This is a genomic window from Acidobacteriota bacterium, assembly GCA_003225175.1.
Taxonomy (GTDB): domain Bacteria; phylum Acidobacteriota; class Terriglobia; order Terriglobales; family Acidobacteriaceae; genus Gp1-AA112.
Genome location: QIBA01000092.1, coordinates 1 through 4,032 on the forward strand (window position 1 = coordinate 1; position 4,032 = coordinate 4,032).

Consider the following 4,032-nt stretch of genomic DNA (forward strand, 5'->3'; position numbering starts at 1 on the left):
AGGTGCTTACGGCAGAGCAGATGCGAAAATTCGAGGAGATCCAAGAGGAGCAACTGGCGCAAGTGTCGGCGGTGCTGCGCTCCCAGGCAGACTGGCGCGCCAGCGGCCAGTAAATCGGACGCAACAGCGCTCTATGAGGTTGGAGATTCACACTCCGCGGCACGCGCAACTTCGAATATTGTGAAAGATGGTCAAGAGGTGTACCCGGTGACTGGAGGTAGCGTCAGTACATCGAACTCCCGAATGGTCTGGGCTTTCGCCCGCGGCGGCGCGCTTATAATCGCACAAGAGAATGCCGGACTGCGCATGCGGTCGGGCCAGATAATGTCGCTTTACGGGCCTCAGAAGGCCTATCCACCGATCGCGTGGCCCGCGATTACCTTCGATACCGCTTTGCGGTTGCGCTGGAATGGCGATGAGATTGACGTCATCCACGTGGGCCCGGCTCACACCGACGACGCCGCCGTCGTGTTCTTCCGTCAACAAAATGTGATTGCGACGGGTGATACGATCGTCGTCCCCGGTCATGGCGAAGTTGCGGATCGCGTCGGACTCCAGGACTACCGCGACCGTCTCGTCTCAATCCGGGACGGCATCGTCGATGAGATCACCCGTGGCTTGAGCGAGGATGAGGTTGTGGCACTGCATCCCACCGAGGGACTCGCAAAGGCTGGCAGGGGCACCGATCGCTGGGTGCGCATCGTCTATCGCGAATACCATCGCTGAATCACCACCGACGTAACCGACCCACTTCCGGTAGGCGTTAAATCGCAACCAAGCGAAGGTGGCACCCTGCTAAGCGGCCATTCGTTCATACCTGGTCCAGTGCATCAGCAGTGCTGCGCGTGCGAATAGAACTCCGCGAGGCGCGCGCTGTCCTTAGAAACGCCTTCTCGGCCCACAAATGCAAGGTCTCAAACCAAATGCACCGAGACGTTCCTCCGTGGCTCCTCATGCCTACGTCAGCACGTCGCGTCGCCCATGCCGTCCTCGCGACCGTCCTAATGTTTTCGATTGGTGACGTCGTTCTTGCCCAGCCGGCACCAGCGCCGACGATGGCAGACGACCAGAGGTTGCTGCCCTACATCAAGCCAGGTCAGCTGATCGATATCGGTGGCCGACGGATTAATTTGCTCTGTATGGGTGCCGGCGGCCCCACGGTCGTTCTGATGGCGGGTAGCGCGAGCTGGTCGCCAGTCTGGTACAAGGTCCAGCCCGTGATGGCTCAAACGACGCGCGTCTGCACTTTCGACCGAGCCGGCTTTGGCTTCAGCGATCCGGCGCCCCGCTTCCAGATCCTCCCCAACGTGGTGGACGACCTGCACGCGGCGCTCAAATCCGGCGCCATACCGGGACCGTATGTCCTGGTTGGGCACTCCTTGGGCGGCTTAGAGGTGCGCCTCTACGCGCAACGCTGGCCCCAGGAAGTCGAGGGCATGGTCCTCGTGGATACCAGTCCGGCCGGAGAGGGCCTTATTGAGCAGAATCAGCCGGGTTTCGATGCGGCGTACGGAGGCGTCGCGAGCAACACGACCCCATTGTTGAATTGCGCCTTTCTGGCTGTGAATGGACCCCTCGACCCGTCCAGACCCGAACACAAGGACTGCATGCCGCCCTTGCCGAGCGGCACGCCTGCCGCGTTTAGGAAAGTGTTTCCTCAGTTCTTCACCGCCTACTATTTCGCCGATCGAGTCTCGCTCATGTCGTCGCTAGACACACACCAGTACGACAGCGTCGACCACCGGAGCCTTGGCGCATTGCCGCTTGTCGTCCTGTCGCCGGAGATCACATGGGAATTCAGCACGCCCGCCGAAGCCCGGGTCAGCCCGTCCTACGAGAAGGTCTGGATTGCGATGCACGAGGCCTTGGCGCGCCTCTCCTCGCGTGGCGTACACCGGTTCATCAAGGGATCAGGTCACCACATTCAGTTGGATAAGCCGCAGGCAGTCATCGACGCTGTGGACGAAGTGCTCCGCGAGCGTCGCGTAGCAGCGCAGTCTTGAAGGAACGCTCTCGGAGCTGGGCGCCCACTGCCCACAGACGGCAGGTGGCGCCCGTCGGCGAGCGTCTGCTCCCGGGAGTTTTTCAACGGAATAGGCCGTGCCCGGTCGTTGAGCCTCGCCAAACGCGTTGCCATAAAGCAGACGCTTGCAGGGCGCTATAAGATAACTATACGGGTGCGGTACAAGATTTGGGGGTTCCCCACATCCGAGGGAAGAAGGGGTGTAAACCACGCAAATTGCCGAGGGTGGCGCTTTGTCGACTCGTCTGCTCCTTGTAGCGATGATTTTCTTGAAGTGTGGCATTTCGCTCGTCGCTGCATCAACGTTACCCATTCCAGATACGCCGGCCGGCCACGCACTGGGCGCCTGGCTCGACGCCTTCAACAGCGGCGACAGAGCACGAGTCGAGTCTTTCGAAGGGGCACACGCTCCGTGGTTGACCCTGGACGCAGAGATGGGACTCCGTGCACGTACCGGCGGCTACGATCTTCTGAGCATCGATCAGAGCAACAAACTGTGGATCGTCTTCAGAACCAAAGAGAGAGCAAGTTCGGTAGAGATTTACGGCAGGCTGGTAGTCAGGTCGTACGACCCCGACCATATAACCTTGTTGTCGCTCGCGCCGGCTGGCGTCACTTCACCGGAGTTCACTCTGGATGAAGCGGAGCGCACCCGTGTGATTGACGGCGCGGCGAAACTGCTCGAGAAGTTCTATCTCTTTCCGGACGTGGCAAAGAGGGTCTCGGAGAAGCTCAGGAAGCTGCAGGAGCGGGGCGAATACCGTGGCATCACCGACCCGGAGATTTTTTCCATCCGGTTCGGCGACGATCTGGTTATGCTGAGTGGAGACAAGCACATTGGAGTGGACTACTTCCCTGAAGCCATGCCCCCCGAGCAGCCGCCGCCGCGGCCCCACCCGGCCCCCCGGCAACTCGCGGCTGTCAATTGCGGCTTCGAGAAAGCGGAGCACTATCCACCCAATATCGGCTATTTGAAGCTCACGATGATTGCGGAGCCGGAGAACTGCATACAAACAGCTTCGGCAGCCATGACTTTTCTAGCCGACAGCGATGCCCTCATCATCGACCTGCGCGAAACCCGCGGCGGTTCGCCCCGCATGGTCGCCGTGATTTGCAGCTATCTGTTCGATGAGTCGGTCCATCTCGATGACATCGACGATCACCAGGAGAATATGACCGAGCAGCTGTGGACCATTCCGTATCTGCCGGGGAAGAAGTTTACGGGCAAGCCGGTGTGGGTGCTTATCTCGGGGAGAACGTTTTCGGCATCCGAAGAATTGGCCTACGACCTCAAGAGCCTCAAGCGAGCGACACTAATCGGTGAAAGCACGGGCGGTGGTGCTCATACTATGGCGCCACACCGCATTGATGAGCATTTCTTCATTCGGGTGCCCTTCGGCCGCTTCGTCAACCCAATCACAAAGACAGATTGGGAGGGCACGGGAGTCGAGCCCGACATCAAAGTATCTGCTGCAAATGCTCTTGATGAGGCGCTGAGGCGCGCGCGGGAGCAGACTGCCGCCGCGCAATCTGCTCGCTAGGGTCTACGCGCGGCGTAACGCTCGTCCCTCCCTGACGCCACTACTCACAATAGTGGGAGCGGCGGCCCGTCCGGTGCCGCAAAGCGGCCCTTCGCGATCGACCGCTTCGGGTCAGGACCGGACGCGATCCTGAACGCAGGCTTCGGGGAGCAAAGGAATGGTCTTAAATCTTGCCCCAGGGTTCGGTGCGGCTGATGTCTTGGGTCCTATCGACTTTTAGAATGATGCTGCGGTGTCCGCCTGCCAGAGCGTGCGATCGAGGAGCACGATGAGCAGCGCGCTGGCGGCGTACTGTAGGAAGCGGGTGGGGCATTCTCCGTCGACGGCCGACATGATCTGCGCAGCGGCGAACACCGCGAGCAGCACGGCTGCCCCGACCCATTGCGCCCTGCGCCACATGAGGAGCAGCGCCCCGGCGATCTCCGCCGCCGCGAGCAGCACGATGTGATGGGAGCGCTCGGCGACGAG

Annotated in this window: 4 protein-coding genes; 3 read left to right on the forward strand and 1 reads right to left on the reverse strand. The window is 60.8% G+C overall.

Annotated features, from left to right (window positions below):
- Window positions 1-243 precede the first annotated feature (243 nt).
- The 3 genes from DMG62_22005 (at window position 244) to DMG62_22015 (ending at window position 3,564) form a co-directional block, all read left to right on the forward strand.
- The gene (locus DMG62_22005; GenBank protein ID PYY20779.1) at window positions 244-726 is read left to right on the forward strand and encodes a hypothetical protein; all 483 of its coding nucleotides are present in this window, start codon (window positions 244-246) and stop codon (window positions 724-726) included.
- 197 nt (window positions 727-923) lie between these two features.
- Complete coding sequence (locus DMG62_22010; protein ID PYY20780.1) at window positions 924-2,003, forward strand: alpha/beta hydrolase; 1,080 nt, start codon at window positions 924-926, stop codon at window positions 2,001-2,003.
- A 280-nt stretch (window positions 2,004-2,283) separates the two neighbouring features.
- Window positions 2,284-3,564 (forward strand): hypothetical protein, encoded by a 1,281-nt coding sequence (locus tag DMG62_22015; protein PYY20781.1) that lies wholly within the window; start codon window positions 2,284-2,286, stop codon window positions 3,562-3,564.
- 216 nt (window positions 3,565-3,780) lie between these two features.
- Here DMG62_22015 and DMG62_22020 read toward each other — a convergent pair.
- A partial coding sequence (locus tag DMG62_22020; protein ID PYY20782.1) for a hypothetical protein occupies window positions 3,781-4,032 on the reverse strand: 252 nt, incomplete at its 5' end.

Excerpts from the sequence above, each read along its gene's own strand:
- DMG62_22015 (PYY20781.1), top strand. The coding sequence starts at position 2,284 with ATGATTTTCTTGAAGTGTGGCATTTCGCTCGTCGCTGCATCAACGTTA.
- DMG62_22010 (PYY20780.1), top strand. The coding sequence starts at position 924 with ATGCACCGAGACGTTCCTCCGTGGCTCCTCATGCCTACGTCAGCACGT.
- DMG62_22005 (PYY20779.1), top strand. The coding sequence starts at position 244 with ATGGTCTGGGCTTTCGCCCGCGGCGGCGCGCTTATAATCGCACAAGAG.